Genomic DNA, 23929 nt, shown 5'->3' on the forward strand with positions numbered 1-23929 from the left:
GAGGCGTACCTGACTGGTGACCCCGCATCAGCGGGCGACCGATCAAGACCTTGAAGGAGGGTTCATGGCCATTCCCACGCGCGAGGCCCTGTCGGGGTTCATCGCCACCGATCCGCAGCTGACCGAGACCACCGGCGGCGGGCACCGCTTCTACGCCCGCGTCGGCATCGAGCAGTTCCAGCGCAACGAGGACGGCTCGTTCACGCAACTCGACTCGCAGTTCACCGACCTCGTGATGTTCGACAGGGCCGCCCAGCGTGCGGCGGAGAAGTTCCAGAAGGGCGACAACTTCATCGCCGAGGGCCGCAGCAACACCCGCGAGTACCAGGGCGAGCAGCGCGAACAGTTCATCGCCTCCCGCATCGGCCACGACAACAACCGCACCACCTACACCGTCGACCGGTCCCGCCAGGAGCGCACCGGCGCGGACCGTGAGGCGCCGGAGCGGACGGCCGGGGAAAGGGACCCGGCTGCCGTCGCGCTCGCACAGCGCGAGCAGGCCCTCCAGACCGAGGCCGCCGCCGGAAACGGTGGTGCCGCCCAGGTCGATCGCGCAGCGGTCGCCCGATGAGCCGGGTGCCGCCGGCGGCCCCGCAGCCACCCGCCGGCGGCACCCTTCCCGCTTCCCTCTCGACGTGAAGGATCGACATGCCCGACGAGAATGACCCCGAGATGCCGCTTGCGGACGATCCCGGCGACCAGGTGCGCCGGATCGTCGAGCAGCAGTACGCCCAGCACATCAACGACGTCCTCGGTGAAGTGCCCCGACCGATCAACTGGCGCACCCTGCCGCCCGACGATCTCGAGCATGAACTGCTCGAGATCAACGCCTGGGTCGACTGGCTCCGCCACGAGTACGGACTGCCCGCCCAGATCATCCCGCCCATGTGGCACCGCCACCCCGAGCTGCTCTGGGAGCTCTCCGCACTCCGGCAGCACTGGCTTTTCTGCTACGACCCGCAAGCCAAGGGCAACCAGGCGCTCGCGTGGCACCACGACTTCGCCACCACCCGGGAGCGGCTGCGGGACTGGGTGACCATCTCCGGGACGAGACTCGACCGCGACCGTCCCACCCGCATCACCCCCTGGCCCGGCGGAGAAGCCGAAAACTGGGCCGAGCAAGTCACGGCCGAGACGCCCGTCACCGCGCGGACCAACGACTTCCTCGCGTTCGTCGAGGAGCAGGTGAAAGCCCGCCAGCAGGAGCAGGCCGCAACGGTCCAGGAGATCGTGAACACGGACTGGAGCGATCGACCATGAACGACACGGACCCCGGGCCGGCGCTCGTGTCGCCTCTGCTCGACAGCCGAGAGGTCGCCGCCTACCTGAAGGTCTCGGAGTCGACCCTGTCCCGATGGCGCACCGACCAGAAAGGCCCGCCGTTCCTGCGCCTGGGCGGTGGGGTCATCCGGTACCGGCTCGACGCCGTCGACGCGTGGCTCTCAGCGCTGCTCGCCGATGAGCAGCGCTGAGAGTGCACCGCCGCCGGTCCCGCCGTTCGGGGTGAAGGTCACCACCGATCTTGAGTACCGGGCCTCCGGCATCCGTGCCCGCGCACGGTGGATCGACCCGCAGACGAGGCGACGTGTCGTCCGCGCGCTCGTCGTGCCGGACGAAGACGCCGCCGAAGCATTCTTCAACGACCTGCGGCGCTCCTCGGAGATCGGCATCGACCGGCGCATCACCTTCACCGACTACCTCGCCACGATCGGCGACCGATGGACACGCGGTCTGGACCCGACCTCGACGGCCGACGGATACAAGGTCGGGCTGCGGCTGCGCGTCCTCCCCGCGCTCGGGCACCTGCCGCTCTCCCAGATCACCGCGGGCATGATCGACCGCACCATCGACGACTGGGAGAAGACGCACTCCCCCTCCACGATCAAGAACACCATCGCCCCGCTCGTGCGAGTCCTCGACGAAGCCGTGCGCGACGACGTGCTCGCCAGCAACCCCGCCCGCAACCGCTCCCGACGAAGCCTCGGCAAATCGGCGCTGATCGTCCCCGCCGAACAAACCTCGCCCCGCGCGCACGCGCTCCCGGATCTCGCAACACTCAACCGGCTCGCCCAGGCGTGCGGCCTCGTGCACCAGAGCTACTCGGACTTCGTCATGCTCAGCGCGCTGCTCGCCTCCCGCGGGTCGGAGATCGCCGGCCTCCGCGTCGGCGACGTCAACTGGGACACGAACATCGTCACCATCGAGCGGCAAACCTACCCCGGCTCCGGCGGACTGGTCACCAAGCAGACGAAAGGACGAGCCGGGCGCCCGGTGCCCATCCTTAACGCACTCAAGCCGGTCCTGGAACGCCTCACGGAGAATCGCGAGCCAGATGAACGCCTGTTGCGCGGCCCCCGCGGCGGGGTCCTGACCACAGCGAGCGTGCGCGACGCGACCAAATGGGACGACCTCGTCACCGGCTTGGGCCTGCCCTCACTCACCCGGCACGGGCTCCGCCACACCGGAGCGACCTGGATGGCCGACGCGGGCATCCCGCTGCACGTGCTGCAACGCATCCTCGGGCACAAATCCATCGAAACCACCCGCGGCTACCTCCACCCCGACACCCGGCACCTCGCCTCCGCCGCCAAGCAGGCCAATGCATTCCTCGACGCTCAAGAACAGCAGCCAGTATCCGCGCAGCGCGCTCCCGAGACACGGCGCTCACCGCAGCGTTGACCAACTCCACGGGTCGCGAGTTCCGCTCTGGTGTCCCGGCGGCGGTGTCCGGCGCTTGGCAACGCGCCTCAGCCTCGACGTCGCGAGGCGACGGAGCTCAGTTCATTGAGGTCCGCGTCAACCATCCGGTACGAACGACGCAGCCCCGACCAGAAATAACGTCTCCTCGGGGCATCTCCGTCGGGATGACAAGATGTGAACCTTCGCCCCGCGCGTAGCCGACTCCATGTGCCATGCCGAAAAACGGTATTGCCAGTGTTCCGGCGCGATTCGGTTTCGGCAGGCGGTTTCGGCGGACTACTCTTCGGCGTGTCGCGCACCTGGGCGTTGCTCTCATCAAGCCCGCCGACAACGATCGTTTTGGAACAGGCACAGGTCGAAGTGCGGGCACCGACAGGTGGCCCAACCCGCCGCAGCCTAAGGTGACCAACAAGGGGGTGCCCGGTGGGGAACGAAGAAGTAGAGCCCGTCGAGATTCGAGCCGTGTCCGAGCAGCGGTTCAACGCTCACGTGGTCTGGGCGCGCGGACCTGGAGGGTTGCCGCCGATCAAAGAGGTTGAGTGGCTGGAGATTGAACCCGCGCGAGTCTTCGGGACGATCTTTCTGGACCTCACCGACAAGGATCTACACAGCGCCGTCATCGCTCCGGACCTCGCTGGCAGGTACCGCGGCGTGGAGATCCTTCAGGATCACGCGGACATCCGTGAGGCCGTAGAGCGGACTGCGGCGAGCATGGCTCGTGTTCACAACGACTACGACGACGAGCGAGCACAGGGCGATGAGAAGCCTTCGGTGGACTTCTTTGCGAAGGTGGCGAAGGAGAGCAAGCTGCACGAACGTTTCAAGTACCTTCGTGACAGCCGGAATGCCATTGCGGCGAAGCGGCTGATCGAGGTCGCGATGCGCTGGTACGAGAACCAGGACGGCTCCTACATCGAGCAGTTTCAGACGACCGGCTTCGATGCGCGGGTCTGGGAACTCTACTTGTGGGCCGTGCTGAGGGAGGCGGGCCACCGGGTAGAGCAGCCTAAGCCTGCGCCTGACTTCTTGGCACGAGGCATCATCGGCGACTTCTACGTGGAGGCAACCACCTCGAACCCGCCCCCTACCAATCAGGTAGTCCCGCTCCCCGTGACCGAGGAGGACATCTTCGAGTACGTGCACAACTACCTGCCGACTCGGTTCTCGGGTCGGCTGTGGGAGAAGCTGAACGACAAAGGGTACTGGACCCGCGAGGGCTTGGATCTGACCCTCCCGTTCGTCATCGCGATCCAAGATTTCCACCATCCTCTCTCTATGACTTGGAGCCAATCGGCCCTCTATGAGTACCTGTACGGTGTGCGCATCGAAGACGTGGAGAGCGAGGGCAAGATGCGAAGGGTTGAAGTGCCGGTTGTTCAGATTAAGTGGGGTACGAAGGAGTTCCCTTCGGGCTTCTTCAAGTTGCCCGACTCGGAGCACGTCAGCGCTGTCGCATTCAATGCGGCTGGAACACTGACCAAGTTCAACCGCATGGGCATCGCGGCGGGCATGGGCGATCCGAGTGTGGCGGTGAAGCACGAGGGGCGACGCTTCTCGAAAGACAACACGGGTGTTGAGGAAGCCTTCTCGCAGATGGTGACTCCCGGCTACGAGGAAGACTGGATCGACGGCTTCACCGTCTTCCACAATCCGAATGCACTCAATCCCCTTCCCTTCGAGGCGTTCCCAGGAGCCGCACATGTCTTCGAAGAGGATGGGTTGCGCAAGCAGGTCTTCCCCGCCGGTCACCTCGTGTCGAGCACGACGGAGATCGTGTCGCACTACTGAGGGTGTCCGTAGACCATCGTTCACGGCGCGCACGATCCTGCTCGAAGCGAGTGAACGCGCTCACGCGCTCACTCGCCAGTGCTGGAGCGTCTGACAACGGACCGCGGGCCCGACGAAAGACTGCTGCGCGGCCCCTGAGTCGGCGTCCTCACCACAGCGGGCGTGCGGGACGCAACCAGGCGGGACGACCTCGCCGCCAAGCGCGGCCTGCCCTCACTGACTCGATGCGGGCTCCGGCGCGCCGGCGCGACCTGGATGGGCCGACGCAGGCATCCCCCTGCACGTGCCGCAACGCATCGTCGGGCACAAATCCATCGAGACCACCCGCGGCTACCTGCACCCAGACACCCGGCACCTCACCTCCGCCGCCGCGCAAGCCAACGCCTTCCTCGACGCTCAAGAACGGCACCCAAGCCCTGCCCGGACACGAGGCGTCGGGCGTCCGGCACTGGGCCGATGATCCACTTCACGAAGCACCCACACGGCATCCGTGTCCCGGCGGTGTCCCGGCGCTTCGTAACAGGGCGCTTCGAGAGCATCACGACGGCGGGCGCCTCAGCCACTCACGGTCCGCGTACACCCTCCAAGACGAACGACTAAGCCCCGACGAGAATTGGCTTCTCATCAGGGCTTTTCCGTCGGGATGACAGGATTTGAACCTGCGACCCCCTGACCCCCAGTCAGGTGCGCTACCAAGCTGCGCCACATCCCGTTGTTCACTTTTCGGCCGGAAACAGCCGTTACCGCACTTGACCCCCAGTCAAGTGCGCTACCAAGCTGCGCCACATCCCGGAGCCGCCCGCGCGCGGGCAACTCAACCATCTTAGCCGGTCCGAGAGCGTGCCGCGAACGCGGCGGGCGGCGCAAGCGCTGGATGTGTGTCCACGGCCGGGAGTACGGTCGCGGCATGAGCGAGATCCAGGTGCTTCCCGCGACGAGCGCACGCTTCGACGAGGTCGAGAACGCCCTCACCGGCGGCGGCGACGGCCGGGCGTGTCAATGCCAGTGGTGGATGATGCCGGGCAGCCGCTTCAGCGCGCTGAGCGTCGAGGAGAAGACCGACCTCCTGCGTGAGGAGACGGCCGCATCCACCCCGCCGGGGCTCGTCGCCACGGTCGACGGCGTCGGCGCGGGCTGGGTGCGCGTGGGGCTCCGGCCCGACCACGAACGGCTCGCGCGCACGAAGCTCTACGGCAAGACCTCCCCCGAACCCTGGACCGACGCCAGCACCTGGGCCATCAGCTGTTTCTCCGTGCGAAAAGAGTTCCGCGGGCAGGGCCTCACCCGTCGCCTCCTCGACGCGGCCGTCGCCTTCGCGCGCGAGAACGGCGCGCGCCTCGTCGAGGCCTACCCGGTCGACACCGCCGAGACCAAGACCTCGTCGAATGAACTCTTCCACGGTGCGCTGACGACATTCCTCGAGGCGGGATTCGTCGAGACCGCGCGACCCCGCGCCGACCGGCCGATCGTCGCGCTCGACCTCGGCTGAGCCCGCATCCGCCAGGATGGAGGGATGACGGATGCGGCATCCCCCGTTCGGGTCGACTCGTGGCTCTGGGCCGTCCGCGTCTACAAGACGCGATCCGCCGCCACGACCGCCTGCCGCGCCGGCCACGTCCGCATCGGCGGCGACCGCGCCAAGGCCGCGCAGCTCGTGCGCCCCGGCGACGAGGTGCGCGTGCGGATCGCCGGTTTCGACCGCATTCTCGTCGTGCGTCAGACCATCGTGAAGCGCGTCAGCGCACCCCTCGCCGCCCTCGCCGCGGAAGACAAGACTCCCCCGCCTCCGCCGCGCGAGCTGACCGCGTTCGTCCCGGTCCGAGACCGCGGCGCGGGGCGTCCGACCAAGCGCGAACGGCGCGATATCGACCGGCTGCGGGGGCGTTCCGCCGACGACTGATCACGCCCCGGCGATGTCGGAGGTCGGTGCCAGACTTCAGGCATGAAGGATGCAGCGGCGATGAGCCCCGAGGACGCCGAAGCGGCGATGCTCGAGGGCCTGCTCGCCGGTCTCGAGAAGACCCGCGCATCCATCGCCGCGCTCGAAGCACTCGAGCTGAACCTGCTCGCGACCGCCCGCCAGATCGCCGCCGACCGCACCTCTCGTCTGTCCGATCCGTCGGCCCGAGCGCACGAGATGCCGCTGCGCGACATCGCCGCGGAGTTCGCGACCGCCCTGCACGCGAACGACCGCGGCATGCAGAACGAGCTGCACGACGCCGCCGACATCGCCCGCCGGCTGCCGCGCTCCCTCGCCGCCCTGGCCGAGGGTCGCATCTCGCGCCGGCACCTGCGCGCGATCCACGAGGCGTCCGCCGGGCTCGACGGACGCGAGCTCACGGCATACGACGATCGTGCCGCCGCGGCCGCCTCCGAGATGTCCGTCAACCGTCTGCGCCCGATCCTCCGCCGGCTGGCCGAGCAGGCGCAGCAGCGTCCGCTCACCGAACGCCACCGCGAGGCCCGCATGCAGCGCGGCGTCTTCGTACGCGACCTCCCCGACGGCATGGCCGAGCTCACCGCCGTCCTGCCCGTCATCGAGGCTCACGGCGCCCACGATCGCCTCACGCGGATGGCGCACCTCGTGCGCGACGCCCACGACCCCGAAACCGATCCGCGCACGATCGACCAGCTGCGCGCCGACATCCTCAGCGATCTCCTGCTCACCTCGACCGCCGCCGACACCGCCGACGCCCCACACCCGGGTATCGACGCCGTGCACGCGCACGTGCGCATCACGATCCCCGCCACCACGCTCCTCGGCACGACGGATGCGGGCGCCGAGCTCGTCGGGGTCAGCCCCGTCGACGCTGAGAGCGCCCGCCGCCTCGCCGGGGGTGCCGCCGCATGGACGCGGGTTCTCACGCATCCGGTCACCGGCAACGTCGAGGGCGTCGACCGGTACCGGCCCAGCGAAGACCAGCGGCGCCTGCTGCGGGTGCGCGACGAGCGGTGCCGCTTCCCCGGGTGCCGCATGCCCACCCACCGCTGCGACATCGACCACACGGTCGACTGGGCGCACGGCGGAACCACGCACGTCGACAATCTCGCGCACCTCTGCCGCCGACATCACTCGCTCAAACACGCCACACCGTGGCGCGTCAGGCTCGGGCCCGACGGCGTTCTCGAGTGGACCAGCCCGCAGGGCCGACAGCACCGCGACTCCCCCGCATCCCGCGTCGTCTTCACGGATGCGGCCGACCCGCCGTTCTAGCGAAGGTCAGCCCGGTGGCGCCCTGATGATGAAGAGAGGTCCAGCCCGCAACGGGCCCGAAAGCCGTAGGACGAGACTCACGGTCGCCCGCGCACGGACACGCTCACGGGTACGGGTACGGGTACGGAGAGCGTGTCGCGGCGTGCGATCAGGCCTTCCTCCCGTCGGCACCGTTTTTGCCGTTGAGCTCATCGAGCAGCGCTTCGAGCGAGGCGAACTCGACCGCGTCGTCGTCATCGTCATCGTCGTCCGCGTCGTCGTCATCATCCGGGCCGTCGTCGACGTACAGCTCGTCGAGCCGGAAGTCGGCGTCGAGCTGCGCGCGGATGAAGGCCTCGGGCGATTCGCGGGGCACGGGGAACGACACCAGGTACACGTCCGGAACGACCGCCACCCACTCGATCGCGAGGTCGTCGCGCCCCACCCGACGCCCGACCACGGTCTCGAATCCCTCCTCGATCTCCTCAAGGATCTCGTCGAGCAGGCGATTCCACTGTGGGGCACTCATGGTGAGGAACGCCTCCGCCGCTGCGATAAGCGAGGCAGGGTCGACGGACTCGGTGCCCACCTCGTCGTCGAGGGGATCGAACTCTGGCTCGGGGCCGAGATTGATCGACACGTCGTAGCCGGCGGCGGTAAGGCGCGCGGGTCCGCGGACGACTCCCTCCTCCTCGACGGGATCGGCGAGCAGGCCTGCGGCACGAACCGCGCGCAGCAGAGCAGAGGGCTGATCGTTCATGGGGTCCATTCGATCCGGGGTCGGTACGCCTCGATCATCCGATGTTCTTCACGCCCGCGCCAGCCGCACGAGGTGGTGAATCACTCGTCTCCGTGCGCTCCGCACGTCCGCGCCAGTCGCGCGAGGTGGTAGCTCCACCCCTCCTCGTGCTCATCGGCGAGCGTCGGCGGCACATCCGCGAGACGAAAGCCCCTCTCCGTGATCGTCACGGAGGTCGCCGAACCATGAGGTTCCAGACGGAACGTCACCTCGAGCGGCGCCGACCACCCGTCCTCCCGCCAACGGAACGCAAGCAGCTCCGGCTCCTCGCAGCGCGTGACGACCCCATGAGCCTGCCGCTGCCGCCCCGCCTCGATCCAGGTCTCGACGAGCGGCGCGCCGATCACCGCGTCGAAACGCAGATCCGGCCACCACGTCGCCCGATCGACGGTGAGTGCGCGCCAGACGACATCCCGGGTGGCCGCAACCACGTGTGCGACGGAGACGGAATCCCGCGCAGCACTCACCGGCGCTCAGTCCTCGAGGAGGTCCAGCAGCCAGCGCGTTCCCCGCACAGAGGCACCGACGGCCTCGCAGCGCGCTGCGAGCTCGCGATCGCTCGAAACGACAGTGACCCGAGCACCCCACTCCGCTTCCTCGCGCGCCGTCCAGACGATCGCGTCGTCGCCCGCGGCCTCGGCGCGGATCACCAGCACGTCCGGAGTCCGGTAGGAGGCGGCGTAGAGAACCTCCCCGCCCGGCGCGGCTTCGCGGGCCTTCCCCTCCAGCACGACCTTGATCTCCGGGTACCAGCGGTCCTCCGCCAATCCCAGGGCATCGCCGGCGATGCCGCGCACGGCCAGGCCGCGAAGCCGCTCGACGAGCCGCTCAGCCGCGCCCGCGCGGTCCTTCCACCAGCCGTCCGGCACCGAGCCGACGACGTTCGCCGCATCCACCACGATCTTCGGCCGCACGGCCAGCAGCTCACGCAGCCGCGGCCAGGATGCAGCGAAGCCGGGATGCAGCGGATAGTCGTCGACGTCCGCGACCGGCACCCACGACAGCTCCACGCTCTCGGGGTCGCTGATGACCGGATCGAAGGCGTCCACGACATCCGCGACGACCGTCGCGTACGACCAGTAGCCGAGGTCGAACACGCTCATGAGCCGCGGTCGTACCGCGCCCTCGGGAACGCCCGCTTCCTCGGTCGCCTCGCGCAGGGCACCGTCGAGAGCCGACTCGCCCTCGTGGCGCGCACCCCCGGGCAGCGCCCACGTGCCGCCGTGGTGACTCCAGGACACCCGGTGCTGCAGCAGCACGCCGCGCACCGGGTCGACCGCGAGCAGCCCCGCGGCTCCGAAGCGACCCCAGTAGCGCTCTCCCGTGGGCGCGACGACCCAGGCATCCCCCGGATCCCGCGGCCCCAGCGGCCGGCGCGGCTCTCCGGGGGCGGGGGGTTCGATCGTCACGCTGACAGCCTCGCACACCGCGAGGATGCCGACGCGCCCGTCGACACATTCGGGAAAGCCGACCCGCCGGATACACCCGCACCAGGGTTGGGGCAGGGACCGACGCGCGGGACTGTGGGCACCCACAACGCCCGTGGCAGGGAAATCCGGTGAGGACTGTTATTCCACAACATATGGGTTCGACACCGCGCCACAGCCCTACATACAGTGGTCACACCACCGCAGATCACCTTCACCCCACGGCTAGAAGGAGCCTGCATGTCCACGTCCACCACCGCCCGCTCGATCCCCGTCGCCCCCACGATCGACGAGTACCTCTCCCGCGGAGACTGGCGCGTCAACGCCAACGCCAACCAGGGATACTCCCTCGGCGGCATGATGCTCAACACGTCGGGCAAGGTCATCGCGAACTACTGGCTCGACCAGGTCTACGCGCCGGAGGCGGGTGCCGCGCACCGCGACGGCGACCTCCACATCCACGACCTCGACATGTTCGCCGGATACTGCGCCGGCTGGTCGCTGCGCACCCTGCTCGAGCAGGGGTTCAACGGGGTGCCGGGCAAGGTCTCCTCCGCCGCGCCCCGGCACCTCTCGAGCGCGCTCGGACAGATGGTGAACTTCCTCGGGACGCTCCAGAACGAGTGGGCGGGCGCCCAGGCGTTCAGCTCGTTCGACACGTACCTCGCACCGTTCGTGCGCCTCGACGCCCTCGACGCCGAGACCGTCCGGCAGGCGATCGAGGAGTTCGTCTTCAACCTCAACGTCCCCTCCCGGTGGGGCACCCAGACCCCCTTCACCAACCTCACCCTCGATTGGACGTGCCCGGACGACCTCGCCGACCAGCGACCGATGATCGGCGGCCGGGTGTGCGACTTCACGTACGGCGACCTCGCCCCCGAGATGGCGATGATCAACCGGGCGTTCATCGACGTCATGACCGCCGGCGACGCCGATGGACGGGCCTTCACCTTCCCCATCCCGACCTACAACATCACGAAGGACTTCGACTGGGACGACCCCGCCGTCGATGCCCTGTTCGCCATGACCGCCAAGTACGGGCTGCCCTACTTCCAGAACTTCGTGAACTCCGACCTCGACCCGCACATGATCCGGTCGATGTGCTGCCGCCTCCAGCTCGACCTCACCCAGCTGCTCGCCCGCGGCAACGGCCTGTTCGGCTCGGCGGAGCAGACCGGATCCCTCGGCGTCGTCACCGTGAACTGCGCACGCCTCGGTTACCTGCACCCGGGCGACGAGGCGGGTCTCATCGCCCGCCTCGACGAGCTGCTCGAGATCGCCCGCGACAGCCTCGAAGCCAAGCGCGTCGTGATCCAGCGCCACATCGACGGGGGCCTGTTCCCCTACACGAAGCGCTACCTCGGAACGCTCGACAACCACTTCTCCACGATCGGCGTCAACGGGCTCAACGAGCTCGTGCGCAACTTCACCGGCGACACGGACGACATCACCTCGGAGGCGGGACACGCCCTCGTCGCCCGCATCCTGGATCACATCCGCGACCGGATGGTGGAGTTCCAGGAGGCGACCGGCACGATGTACAACCTCGAGGCGACGCCCGCCGAGGGCGCCACGTACCGCTTCGCGAAGAGCGACATCGCCCGCTACGAGGGCATCCGCCACGCGGGCACCGACGACAACCCGTACTACACGAACTCGTCGCAGCTGCCGGTCGGCTACACCGATGACGCGTTCGAGGCCCTTCTGCTGCAGGAGGACCTGCAGCAGAAGTACACGGGCGGCACGGTGCTGCATCTCTACATGGGCGAGGCCGTCTCCTCGGCGGCTGCCTGCCGGACGCTCGTGCGTCGCGCGCTCGAGAAGTTCCGGCTGCCGTACATCACCATCACGCCGACCTTCTCGATCTGCCCCCGCCACGGCTACCGCTCGGGCGAGCACACCGTGTGCCCCGAGTGCGGTGCCGACTGCGAGGTGTGGACGCGGGTCATGGGCTACTTCCGCCCCGTGTCGTCGTTCAACGTGGGCAAGAAGGGCGAGGCCGCCGAGCGCGTCGCGTTCGCCGAGTCGCGCTCCCTCGCCGCCGCGGCGGTGTGAGGTGATCCCCGCCGCGATCGATCCCGCCACCCTGCGCATCGCCGGTCTCACGCGTCTGTCCACGGTCGACTGGCCCGACAGGCTCGTCGCGACCGTCTTCCTGCAGGGGTGCCCCTGGGACTGCTTCTACTGCCACAACCCTGCGCTGCGCGCTCCCCGCGCGCCCGCGGCGATGAGCTGGCAGACGCTGCGGGCGTTCCTGAAGAAGCGGCGGGGACTGCTCGACGGCGTCGTATTCTCGGGCGGCGAGCCCACGATGCAGCCCGCGCTGCCGGCGGCGATCGCGGCGGTGCGTCAGCTCGGGTTCGCGGTCGGACTGCACACGGCGGGGATCTATCCGGCGGCGCTCGCCCGCATCCTGCCCTACGTCGACTGGGTGGGCCTGGACATCAAGACGAGCAAGCGGCTCTACGAGAAGGTCACCGGCTTCTCCAACAGCGCCGAACGCTCCTGGGGCTCGCTGTCGGTCGTGCTGGCCGAGTCGGCGGCGCGCGCGGAGACGAACCGCCCGCTCGACTACGAAGTGCGCACGACGGTTCACCCGGAGGCGGCGGATGCGGCCGAGCTCGCCGTGCTCGGACACCGACTCGCCGACGCCGGGGTCACCTGCTGGACGCTGCAGCGCTTCCGCAGCGAAGGCACCCGCATCCCCCTGCCCCGTGTCGGCGAGGCCTCCTACGAGGTCTCGCTCGACACGGTGCCGGGTGAGCGGTTCGCGCGGTTCGCGGTGCGCTGAGCTCAGCGCTGGCGGCGCTCGCGCACCCGCATGTTGATGACGATGGGCGTGCCCTCGAAGCCGTACAGCTCACGCAGGCGGCGCTGGATGAACCGGCGGTAGCCGGGGTCCAGGAAGCCTGTCGTGAACAGCACGAAGGTCGGCGGACGCGTACCCGCCTGGGTCCCGAACAGGATGCGGGGCTGCTTGCCGCCGCGCACGGGGTGCGGGTGCTCGGCGACGAGCTCGGAGAGGAAGGCGTTGAACTTGCCCGTCGAGATGCGCTGGTCCCACGACTCGAGGGCCGTCTCGAGCGCCGGGACGAGCTTCTCGAGGTGGCGACCGGTGCGCGCGGAGATGTTGACGCGCGGGGCCCACGCGACGTGCGCGAGGTCCTGCTCGATCTCGCGCTCGAGGTACCGGCGACGGTCGATGTTCGCCATGTCGTCGTCGTTCAGGCGGTCCCACTTGTTGAAGGCGAGCACGAGCGCGCGGCCCGACTCGAGCACCATGTCGATGATGCGCACGTCCTGCTCGCTCAGGGGCTCCGACACGTCCAGCACGACGACGGCGACTTCGGCCTTCTCGAGCGCCGCCGAGGTGCGCAGCGACGCGTAGAAGTCCGCGCCCTGCTGCAGGTGCACGCGGCGGCGGATGCCGGCGGTGTCGACCAGACGCCAGAGCTTGCCGCCGAGGTCGACGATCTCGTCGACCGGGTCGCGGGTGGTGCCGGCGAGCTCGTTGACGACGACGCGCTCCTCGCCGGCCGCCTTGTTCAGCAGCGACGACTTGCCCACGTTGGGGCGCCCGAGGATCGCGACGCGGCGCGGGCCGCCGATCTCGTGCTTGGCGACGGCTGAGACGTCCGGCAGCACCTTCACGAGCTCGTCGAGCAGGTCCGCGACCCCGCGGCCGTGAATGGCGGAGACCGGATGCGGCTCGCCGAGGCCCAGGTTCCACAGCGCCGCCGCTTCGGGCTCCTGGCGCGCGTCGTCGATCTTGTTGGCGACGAGCATGACGGGCTTGCCGCTGCGGCGCAGGAGCTTGACGACGTGCTCGTCGGTCGAGGTGGCGCCCACCATCGCGTCGACCACGAACAGCACCACGTCCGCGAGGTCGATCGCCACCTCGGCCTGCGCGGCGACCGAGCGGTCGATGCCCTTGGCGTCGGGTTCCCAGCCGCCGGTGTCGACGAGCGAGAAGCGGCGCTCGAGCCACTCCGCCTTGTACGTCACCCGGTCGCGCGTGACACCCGGGGTGTCCTCGACGACGGCTTCGCGGCGTCCGAGGATGCGGTTCACGAGCGCGGACTTGCCGACGTTCGGACGACCGACGATCGCGACCACCGGCAGCGCCGGCAGGTACTCGATGCCGTCCCCGGAGCCGACGAGCCCCGCGAGCACCTCGGCGTCGTCGTCGTCGAGGTCGTAGTCCTCGAGCGACGCCCGCAGCGCGATCGCACGCTGCTCCGCGAGTGTGTCGTCGATCCCGGCGAGGGTCTCCTCGAGCTGATCTGGTCCGGCTTCGTACTCGTCCTCAGCGCGCATCGCGCACCTCCTGCATCTTCTCGGCGACCGCGAGAACGGCCGCCACTGTCTCATCGAAGTCGAGGTGCGTGGAATCCACGACCTCGACCCCTTCGGCCGCCGACATGAAGTCGACGACGGTGGAATCTGATGCGTCACGGCGCCGCAGCGAATCGGCGACCGACGCCGCATCCTGTCCGCTGACCTCGGCGCTGCGCCGGGCGGCGCGCACCTCTGGGGCCGCCGTGAGCAGGATGCGCACCGGCGCATCGGGAGCGACGACCGTGGTGATGTCGCGTCCCTCGACGACCACACCGGGCCGGCCGGACTCGGCGACCAGGGCACGGAAACGCGCGTTCACGGTGTGGCGCACGACGGGGACCCGCGCGACGCTGCTGACCGCCTCGGTCACGCGCGTCTCGCGAATCGCCTCGGTGACGTCCGCGTCGCCCACCCGCACCCAGTAGTCGTCCGGATCCAGCGAGATGCTGCCGTCGAAGTCGCCCATCGCCTCGAGCACCGCGGTGGCGTCGGAGGTGTCGACGGAGCGGTCGAGCGCGTGCCACGCGAGCGAGCGGTACACCGCGCCCGTGTCGAGGTAGCCGTAGCCGAGGCGTCGGGCGACTTCCTTCGAGACCGAGGACTTGCCGCTGCCGGCGGGGCCGTCGACGGCGACGATCGTGACGGCGGAATCACTCATTGGCACTGCTCGCAATCCTCCACCCGCGCGCCTCGAGGCCCGCCACGGCGGGTGCGGCGATCGCGGGAACGACACTGATCTCTGCCAGGCCGAACTGGGCGCCGGGAGAATGCTCCAGGCGCAGGTCCTCGACGTTCACCCCGAGCTCGCCGAGCTCGCCGAACAGACGGCCGAGCTGGCCCGGAGTGTCGTCCACCATGACGACGATGGTCTCGAAGCGACGGTTCTGACCGTGCTTGCCGGGCAGCCGTTCGACGCCCTGATTGCCGCGCAGGATCGTGTCGGCGACACCGCGACGCGAGCCCGGCGCATCCGGCTCCCGCAGCGCGTCGGCGACGGCGGCGAGATCTTGGGCGAAGGCGTCGAGCACGTCGACGACCGGAGCGGCGTTGGCGCCGAGGATCTGCACCCAGAGCTCGGGTGCGGACGCGGCGAGCCGGGTCGTGTCGCGAACGCCCTGCCCGGCCAGGCGCAGGGCGTCCTCGGGCGCTGCCGTGAGCCGCGCGGCGAGCAGGCTCGACACGAGCTGCGGCACGTGCGAGACGAGGGCGACCGAGCGGTCGTGCTCCTCGGGGGCCATCTCGATCGGCGTCGCACCCAGATCGAGCGCAAGTCCCTCCACGAGCGCCAGATCGGCGGCGGTGGTCTCCTCGTCGCGGCAGACCACCCACGGCCGGCCGATGAACAGGTCGGCGCGTGCCGCGATGGCGCCGCCGCGTTCGCGGCCCGCCATGGGATGCGAGCCGATGTACCGCGTGAGGTCCACCCCGCGCGCGCGCAGCGCGCGCAGCGGCTGTCCCTTGACGCTCGCGACGTCCGTCACGACCGCCCCCGGGTAGGCGGCGAGCTCTCGTTCGACGACGTCGGCGATCACGTCGGGGGGCACCGCCACCACGATGAGGCCGGGAGCGTCGTCGGGGGCCGCGGCGCGTCCGGCGCCGTAGTCGATCGCGAGGCGGAGCTGGGCGGGTGAGGTGTCGTCGAGCACGACGTCGACGTCCAGGGCACGCAGGGCGTGACCGATGCTGGCGCCCAGCAGGCCCGCACCGACGACGCGGACGGTACCCGAGGTGCGCGCGGCGACCCGCGCGGGCGCGCTGGTGCCGTTCGACTCGCTCACTGGTTCTCCTGCTCTCCGGGCGGGTCGGACACCTGGTCACGGCGCGCGAGCGTGAGAAGCGCACCCCGCTCGATCTTAGTCAACTCCCGCATCCGTCCCGCCGGGAGTGTTCCCAGGTGGAGAGGCCCGAACTGCCGGCGCACGAGTTCGAGAACGGGATGGCCGACCGAGGCCATCATGCGACGCACGATGCGGTTGCGGCCGGAGTGCAGCGTGAGCTCCACGAGGCTGCTCGTGGCGGAGGCATCGAGAAGGCGGGCCTTGTCCGCCCGGATGAAGCCGTCCTCCAGCTCGAAACCGCGCGTGAGGGCTGAGATCGTCTGCGCCGACACCCGGCCGTCGACCTTCGCGATGTAGACCTTCGTGACCCCGAACGAGGGGTGAGCGAGCACGTGGGCCAGCTCTCCGTCGTTCGTCAGCAGGAGCAGGCCCGACGTGTCGGCGTCCAGGCGACCGACGTTGTAGAGGCGCTCCTCGAAGTCGCGGGTGAACTCGCGGAGGTCGCGGCGCCCGCGGTCGTCCCCCATCGAGCTGACGACACCGGTGGGCTTGTTGAGCATCACGTATCGCTTCGACTGGTCGAACTCGACGGCGACGCCGTCCACGTCGACGAGATCGACCTCGGGATCGATCCGGCTGCCGAGCTCGGTGACGACGGCGCCGTTCACGCGCACCCGCCCTTCGACGATGTACTGCTCCGCCACGCGGCGTGAGGCGACGCCCGCGTTCGCGAGCGCCTTCTGCAGGCGGACGCCCTCGGTGTCGGTCATCGTGCGGTCTCCTCGAAGCCGGTGCTGCCGTCATCGAGCAGCGGTGAGATGTGCGGAAGCTCGTCGATCGCGTTGATGCCGAGCTTCTCGAGCAGTGCATCGGTCGTGCCGTACAGGATGGCGCCGGTCTCCCCGTCGTGTCCGACCTCGGTGATGAGGCCTCGACCCACGAGCGTGCGCACGACCGAGTCGACGTTGACGGCGCGGATCGACGCGACCTGACCACGGGTGACGGGCTGCTTGTAGGCGATGACCGCGAGGGTCTCCAGCGCCGCCTGCGACAGGCGAGCCGGCTGCTGGGTGCCGAGGAACTCGGTGATGACGCGGTCGTACTCCTCGCGCACGTAGAGGCGCCATCCGCCGCCCACCTCGCGCAGCTCGAAGCCGCGTCGCGGACCGCCGTCCTCGCCGTCGTAGTCCGCGACGAGCGCCGCGATCGCTTTGCGCACCGCCGGGACGGGCGCGCTGACGGCGGCCGCGAGCGCGACCACGCTGTGCGGCTCGTCCAGGATCAGCAGCACGGCCTCGAGCCGGCGCGCGACCGAGCCCACATCCTGCGGCCAGGCGGTCGTCTCCGATTCCTCGGTGCGGATGTCATCGGTCATAGTCGGCTCCCAGGGTGGCGAGGTTCTCCTCGGACCAGCGTTCCGCGCTCCAGCGCAGGGTCAGCTCGCCGAGGGGCTCCAGTTGCTCGAACGACAGTGCCGCGTGGCGGTACAGCTCGAGGATGGAGAGGAATCGTGCGACGACGATGCCGGAGGCGTCCACTCCGGCGATCAGTTCGCGGAAGGTGAGCGTGCCGCGCTGGCGCAGCAGCGTCACCACGATCGCCGCCTGCTCGCGGATGCTGACCAGCGGCGCATGCAGGTGATCGAGCCCGACTGTCGGGATCTCCTTCGGCGCCATCGCCAGCATGGCGAGCGCGGCGAAGTCCTCGGTGCTGAGCGTCCAGACGAGCTCCGGCGCGGCCTGGCGGTACCGCTCGTCGATGCGGACGCTGCGCGCGTGCCGCCTCTCTTCGCGTTCCAGGGAGCGCGCGAACCAGGCGGACACTTCCTTGAAGGCACGGTACTGCAGCAGCCGGGCGAACAGCAGGTCGCGCGCTTCGAGCAGAGCCACCGCCTCCGCATCCACGAGCTCGCCCTGCGGGAGCAGCCCCGCCACCTTCATGTCGAGCAGGGTGGTGGCGACGACGAGGAACTCGGATGCCTCGTCGAGCTCCGCATCCGGCCCGAGCTGGCGGAGGTACGCGATGAACTCGTCGGTCACGACGCTGAGCGCCACATCCGTGATGTCGAGCTCGTGCTGCGAGATGAGGGTCAGCAGCAGGTCGAACGGGCCGTCGAAGACGCCCAGCGATACCCGGAATCCGTCGGTGGCCGCGTCCTGCGGCTCAGGCGACGGCGCCACGGGCGACCAGCTCCCGCGCGAGACGCAGGTAGGCCTGCGCCGCGGCATGCTCGGGAGCGAACTCGGTGATGGGCATCCCCGACACCGACGCGTCGGGGAACTTCACGGTGCGCCCGATCACGGTCTCCAGCACGTCGTCGCCGAACGCCTCGACCACGCGTTCGAGCACCTCGCGCGAATGGAGCGTGCGCGGGTCGTACATCGTGGCGAGCACCCCGTCGAGGGTGATCGAGGGATTCAGCCGGTCGCGCACCTTGTCGATCGTCTCGATCAGCAGGGCGACCCCGCGCAGCGCGAAGAACTCGCACTCGAGCGGGATGAGCACGCCGTGACTCGCCGTGAGGGCGTTGACCGTCAGCAGCCCCAGCGAGGGTTGGCAGTCGATGAGGATGACGTCGTACTCCCCCGCCACGTGGCGGAGCACGCGCGCGAGGATCGTCTCGCGCGCCACCTCGTTGACCAGGTGCACCTCGGCGGCGGAGAGGTCGATGTTCGCCGGGAGCACGTCGAGACCGTCGACGGAGGTCTTCACGATGACCTCGCGCGGGTCGCGCTTCGTGTCCAGCAGCAGGTCGTAGATCGTGGGCACATCGTGCGTGGTGATGCCCAGGCCCGCGGACAGCGCGCCCTGCGGATCGAAGTCGACCGCCAGCACCTTGCGGCCGTAGTGCGCGAGGGATGCGGCTAGGTTGATGGTCGTGGTCGTCTTGCCGACCCCGCCCTTCTGGTTGCAGAGGGCGATGATACGCGCGGGGCCGTGGGCAGCGAGCGCCGGCGGTGTCGCGAACCCCTGATAGGGGCGACCGGTCGGGCCGAGGGGCACATCGCCCTTCGTGCCTCTACCCGCCTGCTTCACTGCGCGCTCCGCCACCGTACTCCCGCTCTGCTTGGTCGTTCGATCGATTCTAGCGACGGCAGGCGGCGGGTTCGGGGAGGGCGCACCGAGCCCCCTCCCCGAACCGCGCTCACACGGTGCGCCGGCGACGTGCGGCGGCGGCCAGCACGACGGCACCCGCGAGGAGCGCCAGGACGCCGCCGCCGAGCCATACGCCGGAGATCTCCGAGCCGGAGGCGGCCAGCAGGTGGTCGCCCTCCTCGGTCACCTCGGGCGCCGAACGACCGGGTCGACGATGGGCGCGACACCGTTGATGGCGGATGTGTCGTTCGCCAGCGCCGCGGTGACGCTGGCCATCGCGCCGAGCATGATCCCGAGCGCCTCGGTGTTGATGTTCGACATGTCATCGGCTGGCGTGTGATAGTTCGGGTCCATGATGATGCCCTCGGTGCCGCCGAACAGAGCGACCTGCTCCGCCGTCTTGACGTCGTCGGCACCGGTGAACAGCCCGGATGCGGGGATGCCCGCCAGGATGAACGCGTTGTAATCGCTGCGGGCGTCGAAGGCGGTGTCGATCCAGGGCTGGCCGATCGCATCGAAGTAGCTCGTGAACGCCGCCTCCGTCGCGATCGAGCCCTCAGGCACCTCCACCGGAGCTTCGTACGTGGACTGGTCGGCGTCGTACACGGCGATCACGTAGTTGGGAGAGGCGACCATGTCGAAGTTGAGATACGTCGCGATCGCGTCCGCATCGGCCTCGGTCAGTTCTTCCACGTAGTGCGCCGATCCCAAGAGCCCGATCTCCTCCGCGCCCCACCAGGCGAAGCGGACCGTGTTCTCCAGCTCACCGGATGCGGCCAGCTGGAGAGCGACCTCCAGGATCGCCGCCGAGCCCGAGCCGTTGTCGTTGATGCCGGGGCCGTCCTCGACGGAGTCCAGGTGCGCGCCGAGCATGACGACGTTGTCGTCGCGACCAGTGGGCGTCTCGGCGATGATGTTGAACGTCTCGACGGAGTCGACGTGCTGCTGCAGATCGAGATCCGCCAGGACCGGTCCGTCGGCGAGCGCGGCGAGGAGGTCTTGACCCTCGCTCTGCAGGATGCCGACCGTCGGTGCGAGGTCGGGCGTCTGCGCGCCGAGGGTGCCCTGGAGGGGGCCATCCTCGTTGTTGTATATGATCACGGCCTCCGCGCCGGCGGCAGCGGCCGCCGCCGACTTCTCCGCGAAGGAACAGCTGCCGCGCGAGACGAGAGCGATGGCGCCTGCGGCATCGGTGCCCGCCCAGTCGTCCGCGGTGCATCCCAGCGGCACGGTCGGGGCGATCAACGGCAGGTCTGTGAGCCCGCCCGCGGGCGTGCCCGGCGTGAACTCCATCGGGATGCCGAAGGGGTCGGCGGGGCTGTACCCGTCGATGGTCAACGTGTAGGCGTCGATCGTCTGCAGGTCCGCGTCGAAGTACTGGCGCTCGGGCGTGTACCCGGCGGCCGTCAGCGCCTGCTCGATGTAAGCCGCGCTGGCCTCATAGCCGCTGGTGCCCGCCGCCCGGTTGCCCCCGTTCGCGTCGGCGATGCCCTGCAGCTGCTGCAGGTGGCCGACGACGGCGTCCACCGTCACCCGCTCCTCCAGATCGGCGGGGTCGACGGCAGCGGCCGGCGCGATGCCGGCGGTCACCGCCAGAGCCGCGCCGATGCCTATTCCGATTCCGATACGGGTGGCTCGTGGCTGTGATGTCCTCACCTGATGTCCTCTCGCGTTTCCCCGGTGCGCCCGACGCTAGTCGGATTCGGCGAAGATCGCTTAGACAATTCACAGGTTCGTAACGCGACGCGGGAGGCGCACACAGCACCCGCGGAGTCGGCTCAGAACAGCGAGCCCAGGACGTCCAGCCTGAGCTGGGCGATGACGGCGATCAGCGCGACGTCGAGGATGGCGACCAGCGGCGCCCAGCTCGCGAGCCACCGACCGACCGGCCGCATCCGGCTGCCCCACAGCCCCGCACGCGCACTCCAGCCGAGCGTGACCCAGAACAGCGGGATGGTGACGAGCCACACGACCATGCACCAAGGGCAGAGCGAGCCGTACTCGAAGACGCTCCGGTAGGCCAGGAAGTGCACGAACACGAAGGCGGCGGCGATGAAGGCCAGGTAGGTGCGCCAGTACCAGCTCCTGAGGCCGTTCGCACCGGCCAGCGCCGTCACGCCGGCGTAGATCGGCCCGAGGAACAGCACGACGCCGAGGAGGGAGTTGCTGAAGCCGAGGAGGTTGCCGCCGGGCGAGAGCAGGTTGGGCCCGCACGTCACGATCACGCTCAATTGGCATGACACGAGCGGGTCGACGCCCCGCAGCTGCCCGATTTACTCCAGGTACAGCAGGAACGAGACCGCCCAGCCGAGCACGCCGGCGACGATCCAGAACACGGCGAGCGCGCGTGCAGGGGGCGCGGTGGGAACGCTCATGCGCTCAGTGTGCGCGCGAGGAGTCCGGCTCACGGGGCGCGGCGGCCGTGACTAATACGTCCGGCTCACCGCATCCCCTGGAGCTGGTCGACAGATACGACGCCGGGGTGCAGGGCGCCGTTCGCGATGAGCGTGGGAACGGTCGCCGTGCGGATCTCCTCCTCGACGATCCGCTTGCCGTCCGCGACGATGTCGTGCACCCGATCGGATGCGGCGAGCCGCGCGATCTCCTGGATGTCGGCGTCGTCGTAGCCCGCCTCAGCGAGCCACTCCTGCAGCTGGGTCTCGGCCTGCTCCGTCGAGGCCTGCTCGTTGAACCAGATCTGCCAGGCGACGCCGTCGGCGCGTTCCCCGGTGAAGATGTGCTCGAGGATCCGCCAGTCCGTTGCTCCCTGCGCGGGGACATCGGCCTGCTCCGTGAGGCGGATGGCGGTGAGGTAGTCGGTGATCAGCGGCGAGTTCGTGAACTTCGGGGCGGCATCCGGGCCGATCGGATACGGGATGTAGGCGAGGTTCTGTCGGTCGGCGAAGCCCGCGCTCTCGATGTTGCGGAAGAGCTCGGCGCAGAAGCGGCAGCCCGGGTCGATGACTTCGACCGCCACCGGGAGCTCATCGCGGTATCCGCCGGCGTAGCTCGCCGCCTCGGGGAGGTACTCGCGCGCGTCCCAGTCCTTCAGCCGGCTCGGCAGCGCGTCGAAGGTCTTGCCGAGCGAGCGGAACTCCGCCGCGAACGCGCCGACGACATCCCCCTTGGCCAGCGCGGAGCCGAAGTCGTCCGCACCGGCGTCGATGCTGCACGCGCCCGCGGAGAGGCTGCAGGCCTGTGTGTCCTGCGGGTTGCACGTGCCGTAGACGAAGAGGTTGAGCCCGCTCTTGCCGACGATGTAGAGGCTCACGACGAGCGAGAGCACCATGATCCAGGCGGTCACCTCGATCGCGATGCTCGCCGGCTTCACGAGTCTCGGCGCCCGGACCGCGAGCGGCGCGAGCATGCTGTTCTTCACATCCTCGCGGAACGACGTGTCGCAGGGGCGGAACGTCACGCGTCGGGTGACGCATCGCCATGCCGTGCCGAGCAGGCGCCGGTACTTGGCGGAGACCGCCGCCAGGACGAGCAGCACGAGGAACGCGGCGATGCACAGCATTCAGAGACCCCTCAGCATCCGGCCGAGCACGTCGAGGCAGCGCTCGACGTCCCGCTCGGTGTTGTGCGCGCCGACGCTGAAGCGCAGCAGCGGCTCGACCCGTTCGCGTTCGCGCAGCCAGTAGTGCGCGCAGAAGTATCCGCTGCGCGCGGAGATCCCCGCCTTCGAGAGGAAGACCGCGAGTCGGTTGCTGTCGACGCGATGGGCGCGAAACGGCACGAGCGCGCCGTCGGCATCACCGAAGACGGTCAGGTGCGGTATCTCGGCCAACCCCTCGCGAAGCGCACGCGTGAGGCGTCGCTCACGCTGCTCGACGGACTCCCCCACGGTGCGCGGGTACGCCTCGCGCCACCGCAGCGCCGCGCCGAAGGCGAGGATCTCGCCCCACGCCTGCAGACCCGGTTCGAGGCGGGTGTGCGGCTCGTCGAGCAGCACGAAGTCGTCCGCGGAGACCTCCGCCACCTGACCGCCGCCGACGAACCCGACCTCGAGAGACATCAGAAGCTCCCGCGTCGCGACGACGACCCCCAGGGATGGCCCGTACGCCTTGTGGGCCGAGAAGCAGATCGCGTCGGCCGCGAGAGAGCGCAGGACCTCGGGCGCGTGGGCCATCGCCTGCGCGGCGTCGACGATGACCGTCCCGCCGAGACGGTGGGCGTCGGCCACGAGCCCCGGCAGATCGGCGGTCACGGCGCCGTCCACGTTGTTCTGCGCCGAGACGACCACGAGGGCGTCGGTGAGGTCGGCGTCGCGGTACATCAGGGCGCCGAGGGCATCGCGCTCCAGCACGACGCGATCGATCCCGCGAGCGCGGGAGACGGCGATGGTGCTGAGAAAGACCGCGTTGTGCTCGGTGACCGTCGTCACGACTCTGCGGAATCGGCCGGCGGGCATCTGCGCCAGCAGGAGGTTCAGCCCGTACGTGGTGTTCAACGTGAACGAGACCGCATGCGTGCGGGAGGTGAGCCCGAGCGTGCGCAGCACCGCGGCGCGCGTGTCGGCGACGCCCGCATCCACCTGGCGCGCGCTCTCGTACGAGGCGCGGCCGCCGCACGCGTTGCGGGTGCGGAAGTACTGGTCGAACACCTCGATCACGGGCGCGGGCCGCATCGACTGGCAGGCCGCATCCAGATACACGGTGTCGGCGGGCAGGTAGGCGAAGCCGGGACGATCCGCGGCATCCTCCCCCGCCGGGGTGCGGCGCAGTCTCCTCACCCCTCCGATGATCCGCGGGCGCACGTCGCGCCGCGTCCGGCGGAGCCGTGACTATGCCCGTGAGGCGGGAATCGA

The 23929-nt window shown here is 69.5% G+C and carries 25 protein-coding genes and 1 tRNA gene; 10 read left to right on the top strand and 16 right to left on the bottom strand.

Annotated elements, in window-relative coordinates:
• The first annotated feature begins 64 nt into the window (after positions 1 to 64).
• The 5 genes from QE377_RS01370 (at position 65) to QE377_RS01390 (ending at position 4488) form a co-directional block, all read left to right on the top strand.
• Positions 65 to 571: a single-stranded DNA-binding protein gene (locus QE377_RS01370; RefSeq protein ID WP_307318938.1), complete on the top strand. Its 507-nt coding sequence runs from the start codon at positions 65 to 67 to the stop codon at positions 569 to 571.
• Positions 572 to 648: 77 nt separating this feature from the next.
• On the top strand, positions 649 to 1260 hold the full coding sequence (locus tag QE377_RS01375; RefSeq protein ID WP_307318941.1) for a hypothetical protein: 612 nt from the start codon (positions 649 to 651) through the stop codon (positions 1258 to 1260).
• Complete coding sequence (locus tag QE377_RS01380; RefSeq protein WP_307318944.1) at positions 1257 to 1472, top strand: AlpA family transcriptional regulator; 216 nt, start codon at positions 1257 to 1259, stop codon at positions 1470 to 1472. The genes QE377_RS01375 and QE377_RS01380 overlap by 4 nt, the downstream gene beginning before the upstream one ends.
• On the top strand, positions 1459 to 2679 hold the full coding sequence (locus QE377_RS01385; RefSeq protein WP_307318946.1) for a site-specific integrase: 1221 nt from the start codon (positions 1459 to 1461) through the stop codon (positions 2677 to 2679). Before QE377_RS01380 ends, QE377_RS01385 begins: the two co-directional genes overlap by 14 nt.
• Before the next feature lie 444 nt (positions 2680 to 3123).
• A complete protein-coding gene (locus QE377_RS01390; protein ID WP_307318948.1) occupies positions 3124 to 4488 on the top strand; it encodes a hypothetical protein in 1365 nt (454 codons plus the stop codon).
• A 638-nt stretch (positions 4489 to 5126) separates the two neighbouring features.
• Here the strand turns inward: QE377_RS01390 and QE377_RS01395 are convergent.
• A tRNA-Pro gene (locus QE377_RS01395) sits at positions 5127 to 5200 on the bottom strand.
• Positions 5201 to 5395: 195 nt separating this feature from the next.
• On the opposite strand from QE377_RS01395, the gene QE377_RS01400 reads away from it, so the two are divergent.
• The 3 genes from QE377_RS01400 to QE377_RS01410 are packed head-to-tail and all read left to right on the top strand — an operon-like array spanning position 5396 to position 7702.
• Positions 5396 to 5977, top strand: coding sequence for a GNAT family N-acetyltransferase (locus tag QE377_RS01400; RefSeq protein WP_307318951.1), 582 nt, complete (start codon positions 5396 to 5398; stop codon positions 5975 to 5977).
• Between the two features lie 24 nt (positions 5978 to 6001).
• Complete coding sequence (locus tag QE377_RS01405) at positions 6002 to 6388, top strand: RNA-binding S4 domain-containing protein (RefSeq protein WP_234073156.1); 387 nt, start codon at positions 6002 to 6004, stop codon at positions 6386 to 6388.
• A 42-nt stretch (positions 6389 to 6430) separates the two neighbouring features.
• The gene (locus QE377_RS01410; protein WP_307318955.1) at positions 6431 to 7702 is read left to right on the top strand and encodes an HNH endonuclease signature motif containing protein; all 1272 of its coding nucleotides are present in this window, start codon (positions 6431 to 6433) and stop codon (positions 7700 to 7702) included.
• A 148-nt stretch (positions 7703 to 7850) separates the two neighbouring features.
• Here QE377_RS01410 and QE377_RS01415 read toward each other — a convergent pair whose 3' ends face one another.
• From QE377_RS01415 to QE377_RS01425, 3 genes are all read right to left on the bottom strand, one after another.
• Positions 7851 to 8441, bottom strand: a complete 591-nt coding sequence (locus QE377_RS01415; RefSeq protein ID WP_307318958.1) for a hypothetical protein — start codon at positions 8439 to 8441, stop codon at positions 7851 to 7853.
• Positions 8442 to 8521: 80 nt separating this feature from the next.
• Positions 8522 to 8947, bottom strand: coding sequence for an SRPBCC domain-containing protein (locus tag QE377_RS01420; protein WP_307318961.1), 426 nt, complete (start codon positions 8945 to 8947; stop codon positions 8522 to 8524).
• Between the two features lie 6 nt (positions 8948 to 8953).
• On the bottom strand, positions 8954 to 9889 hold the full coding sequence (locus QE377_RS01425) for an NUDIX domain-containing protein (RefSeq protein ID WP_307318964.1): 936 nt from the start codon (positions 9887 to 9889) through the stop codon (positions 8954 to 8956).
• Positions 9890 to 10147: 258 nt separating this feature from the next.
• Here QE377_RS01425 and QE377_RS01430 point away from each other — a divergent pair, with 258 nt between their 5' ends.
• Together QE377_RS01430 and QE377_RS01435 are read left to right on the top strand one after the other, a co-directional pair.
• Entirely contained in the window at positions 10148 to 11962 is a 1815-nt protein-coding gene (locus QE377_RS01430; RefSeq protein ID WP_307318966.1) for a ribonucleoside triphosphate reductase, read from the top strand.
• 1 nt (position 11963) lies between these two features.
• Positions 11964 to 12698, top strand: coding sequence for an anaerobic ribonucleoside-triphosphate reductase activating protein (locus QE377_RS01435; RefSeq protein WP_307318970.1), 735 nt, complete (start codon positions 11964 to 11966; stop codon positions 12696 to 12698).
• A 2-nt stretch (positions 12699 to 12700) separates the two neighbouring features.
• Here QE377_RS01435 and der read toward each other — a convergent pair whose 3' ends face one another.
• The 12 genes from der to QE377_RS01495 form a co-directional block, all read right to left on the bottom strand.
• Positions 12701 to 14224, bottom strand: coding sequence for a ribosome biogenesis GTPase Der (gene der / locus QE377_RS01440; RefSeq protein ID WP_274287822.1), 1524 nt, complete (start codon positions 14222 to 14224; stop codon positions 12701 to 12703).
• Entirely contained in the window at positions 14214 to 14903 is a 690-nt protein-coding gene (gene cmk / locus QE377_RS01445; protein WP_307318973.1) for a (d)CMP kinase, read from the bottom strand. Before cmk ends, der begins: the two co-directional genes overlap by 11 nt.
• A complete protein-coding gene (locus tag QE377_RS01450) occupies positions 14896 to 16023 on the bottom strand; it encodes a prephenate dehydrogenase (protein WP_307318976.1) in 1128 nt (375 codons plus the stop codon). Before QE377_RS01450 ends, cmk begins: the two co-directional genes overlap by 8 nt.
• Positions 16020 to 16793: a pseudouridine synthase gene (locus QE377_RS01455; RefSeq protein ID WP_307318979.1), complete on the bottom strand. Its 774-nt coding sequence runs from the start codon at positions 16791 to 16793 to the stop codon at positions 16020 to 16022. Before QE377_RS01455 ends, QE377_RS01450 begins: the two co-directional genes overlap by 4 nt.
• Positions 16790 to 17398 carry an SMC-Scp complex subunit ScpB gene (gene scpB, locus QE377_RS01460; protein ID WP_307318981.1) on the bottom strand — a complete coding sequence of 203 codons (609 nt, stop codon included), beginning with the start codon at positions 17396 to 17398 and terminating at the stop codon, positions 16790 to 16792. The genes QE377_RS01455 and scpB overlap by 4 nt, the downstream gene beginning before the upstream one ends.
• Positions 17388 to 18203 (bottom strand): ScpA family protein, encoded by an 816-nt coding sequence (locus QE377_RS01465; RefSeq protein ID WP_307318984.1) that lies wholly within the window; start codon positions 18201 to 18203, stop codon positions 17388 to 17390. Before QE377_RS01465 ends, scpB begins: the two co-directional genes overlap by 11 nt.
• Entirely contained in the window at positions 18187 to 19059 is an 873-nt protein-coding gene (locus QE377_RS01470) for a ParA family protein (RefSeq protein ID WP_373459504.1), read from the bottom strand. The genes QE377_RS01465 and QE377_RS01470 overlap by 17 nt, the downstream gene beginning before the upstream one ends.
• A gap of 109 nt (positions 19060 to 19168) precedes the next feature.
• On the bottom strand, positions 19169 to 19306 hold the full coding sequence (locus QE377_RS01475) for a hypothetical protein (RefSeq protein ID WP_307318989.1): 138 nt from the start codon (positions 19304 to 19306) through the stop codon (positions 19169 to 19171).
• The gene (locus QE377_RS01480) at positions 19303 to 20709 is read right to left on the bottom strand and encodes a M20/M25/M40 family metallo-hydrolase (RefSeq protein ID WP_307318993.1); all 1407 of its coding nucleotides are present in this window, start codon (positions 20707 to 20709) and stop codon (positions 19303 to 19305) included. Before QE377_RS01480 ends, QE377_RS01475 begins: the two co-directional genes overlap by 4 nt.
• A gap of 188 nt (positions 20710 to 20897) precedes the next feature.
• Positions 20898 to 21362 (bottom strand): vitamin K epoxide reductase family protein, encoded by a 465-nt coding sequence (locus QE377_RS01485; RefSeq protein ID WP_307318996.1) that lies wholly within the window; start codon positions 21360 to 21362, stop codon positions 20898 to 20900.
• Between the two features lie 197 nt (positions 21363 to 21559).
• Positions 21560 to 22639 (bottom strand): hypothetical protein, encoded by a 1080-nt coding sequence (locus tag QE377_RS01490; RefSeq protein WP_307318999.1) that lies wholly within the window; start codon positions 22637 to 22639, stop codon positions 21560 to 21562.
• Positions 22640 to 23854, bottom strand: a complete 1215-nt coding sequence (locus tag QE377_RS01495) for an aminotransferase class V-fold PLP-dependent enzyme (protein WP_307319001.1) — start codon at positions 23852 to 23854, stop codon at positions 22640 to 22642.
• Between the last annotated feature and the right edge of the window lie 75 nt (positions 23855 to 23929).

It is taken from the genome of Microbacterium sp. SORGH_AS_0862, assembly GCF_030818795.1.
Taxonomy (GTDB): domain Bacteria; phylum Actinomycetota; class Actinomycetes; order Actinomycetales; family Microbacteriaceae; genus Microbacterium.

Excerpts from the sequence above, each read along its gene's own strand:
- scpB (WP_307318981.1), bottom strand. The coding sequence starts at position 17,398 with ATGACCGATGACATCCGCACCGAGGAATCGGAGACGACCGCCTGGCCG.
- QE377_RS01405 (WP_234073156.1), top strand. The coding sequence starts at position 6,002 with ATGACGGATGCGGCATCCCCCGTTCGGGTCGACTCGTGGCTCTGGGCC.
- QE377_RS01415 (WP_307318958.1), bottom strand. The coding sequence starts at position 8,441 with ATGAACGATCAGCCCTCTGCTCTGCTGCGCGCGGTTCGTGCCGCAGGC.
- QE377_RS01375 (WP_307318941.1), top strand. The coding sequence starts at position 649 with ATGCCCGACGAGAATGACCCCGAGATGCCGCTTGCGGACGATCCCGGC.
- QE377_RS01385 (WP_307318946.1), top strand. The coding sequence starts at position 1,459 with ATGAGCAGCGCTGAGAGTGCACCGCCGCCGGTCCCGCCGTTCGGGGTG.
- QE377_RS01430 (WP_307318966.1), top strand. The coding sequence starts at position 10,148 with ATGTCCACGTCCACCACCGCCCGCTCGATCCCCGTCGCCCCCACGATC.
- QE377_RS01490 (WP_307318999.1), bottom strand. The coding sequence starts at position 22,639 with ATGCTGTGCATCGCCGCGTTCCTCGTGCTGCTCGTCCTGGCGGCGGTC.
- der (WP_274287822.1), bottom strand. The coding sequence starts at position 14,224 with ATGCGCGCTGAGGACGAGTACGAAGCCGGACCAGATCAGCTCGAGGAG.
- QE377_RS01410 (WP_307318955.1), top strand. The coding sequence starts at position 6,431 with ATGAAGGATGCAGCGGCGATGAGCCCCGAGGACGCCGAAGCGGCGATG.
- QE377_RS01455 (WP_307318979.1), bottom strand. The coding sequence starts at position 16,793 with ATGACCGACACCGAGGGCGTCCGCCTGCAGAAGGCGCTCGCGAACGCG.
- QE377_RS01370 (WP_307318938.1), top strand. The coding sequence starts at position 65 with ATGGCCATTCCCACGCGCGAGGCCCTGTCGGGGTTCATCGCCACCGAT.
- QE377_RS01400 (WP_307318951.1), top strand. The coding sequence starts at position 5,396 with ATGAGCGAGATCCAGGTGCTTCCCGCGACGAGCGCACGCTTCGACGAG.
- cmk (WP_307318973.1), bottom strand. The coding sequence starts at position 14,903 with ATGAGTGATTCCGCCGTCACGATCGTCGCCGTCGACGGCCCCGCCGGC.
- QE377_RS01380 (WP_307318944.1), top strand. The coding sequence starts at position 1,257 with ATGAACGACACGGACCCCGGGCCGGCGCTCGTGTCGCCTCTGCTCGAC.